Here is a 1,571-nt window from a genome sequence, read left to right as displayed (position 1 = left end):
AGCTGTATCATTTGCTTGATCATTTGATTGCTCCTTGAGGTAGGGTTCAACTCTGTATTCGTTATCCTCTGTATGCTGTTTTACTGTGGCTTATTCAAGTCGCCCCATCCCCCTGTAATGCGGGAGCGGGGCGATTCAGGCAGTTCAGGCCACTGCTCAGATTCTCCAGTTAGCCCTTTACGGTACGATACGGTTGTTAAGGATGACTTTACTCTGGCCGTTCCAGATGACGTCGGTCAGGTTGGAGTAGCGGGTGACGATCTGTGCCACGACGCCGCCGGCAAACAGGCCCGACCAGCCCAGTACCACGAAGCCCCAGTGCAGCGGGGCGCTAAACAGTTCTTCCATGAACCAGAAGGCATGGCCCCATTCGTTCAGACCCACGTTCGGCAGAATCATGAGCGGACCCGCGATGGCCATGACCAGTGGGAACGAGGTGCCCCGTGCGTACAGCGGCAACCGCGTCATGGCATACAGGTAGGTGGCCACGCCGCAGACGATATACATCGGGAAGGAGCCATAGAACACGACTACGTGGCTCGGGGTGAAGCTGGTGTCGCGGATGATGACCTGGTGCCAGGAGGCGTCTTGCTCGGTGAAGAAGCTGCCGCCCCAATACACGCCAAAGAGATAGACGCCCAGCCACATCATAAAATAGAAATAGCGTTTGACCTCAAGCTTGGGGTCGAGGTTGTCCAGGTTGGTATCTCGTGTTTTCCAGATCCAGCCCCAGGTCACCAGGGCAAACAGCGGCATGACGATCATGTGTACCCGCCATAATCCCATCCAGACTTTCTCAAACTCCGGTTCCATCGAGTCCATCCCGTGCGAATATGCATAGGTCCGCTGATACCACACCCAGAATATCGCCACCGCCAGCATGGTGATGAGTCCAAATTTGTACCACTTCGAATCGTACCATTCCGACATGTCATAGTCGCGGCCGCGAGACTTGGCAGCGCTTGACGTTTCCAGTATTGTTGCCATTTTCAGTACTCCTTTAGATAACTAAACTATCCGTTACTGTTTGAGCGATTTAACTTCATTCCCCATAAATATCAAAAGTTTTATGGGGATGAGTCGCGTTACATCATTCACTCTTGCAAATACTCCGCCTATCAGGCAAAGATTTGAAAGCCGTTCCAGAATAGTGCTATTCCAAGCAGACCCAGCAGGCCAAACTTATACATCGTTGATTCGTGCAATGACGGCATGCCGGAAGCACGAACACCTGCTTGCGGATAACTGTGCAACCTTCGATGTTTTGTTGCCATTTCAGTACTCCTTTTGGTTAACTCACTACCACTTCTTCCAGGACCTCTTACTAACGCAGTTAGCAAGTATTATGCTTGCAATGAGCAAGTGGTTAGAGTATAGACCTGGAGACGGATAGGGGTGTAGTCTGTTAAATTAGTTATCAGAGTTCTATTTTTGAAACGATGGGTGGTCCCTATGCAAGACCTGAATGACCTCTATTACTACGTCCAAGCCGTGGATCATGGCGGCTTTGCTCCGGCAGGCCGGGCCCTGGGCATGCCGAAATCGAAGCTTAGCCGCCGCATCGCCAAGCT

The 1,571-nt window shown here is 51.7% G+C and carries 3 protein-coding genes; 1 reads left to right on the top strand and 2 read right to left on the bottom strand.

Annotated features, from left to right (window positions below; genetic code table 11):
* Positions 1–177 precede the first annotated feature (177 nt).
* Together BLP78_RS14980 and BLP78_RS15705 are read right to left on the bottom strand one after the other, a co-directional pair.
* Positions 178–987, bottom strand: coding sequence for a methane monooxygenase/ammonia monooxygenase subunit C (locus BLP78_RS14980; protein WP_090460549.1), 810 nt, complete (start codon positions 985–987; stop codon positions 178–180).
* Between the two features lie 131 nt (positions 988–1,118).
* Positions 1,119–1,274: a hypothetical protein gene (locus BLP78_RS15705; protein ID WP_176752893.1), complete on the bottom strand. Its 156-nt coding sequence runs from the start codon at positions 1,272–1,274 to the stop codon at positions 1,119–1,121.
* Between the two features lie 178 nt (positions 1,275–1,452).
* Here BLP78_RS15705 and BLP78_RS16340 point away from each other — a divergent pair.
* Positions 1,453–1,571 (top strand): LysR family transcriptional regulator (locus tag BLP78_RS16340; RefSeq protein WP_143002983.1); only part of this gene is annotated, 119 nt, incomplete at its 3' end.

It is taken from the genome of Nitrosospira sp. Nsp1 (genome assembly GCF_900100985.1).
Taxonomy (GTDB): Bacteria; Pseudomonadota; Gammaproteobacteria; order Burkholderiales; family Nitrosomonadaceae; genus Nitrosospira.
Note: the sequence above shows the minus strand (reverse complement) of the source record. Positions and strands in the feature narration are given on the sequence as shown.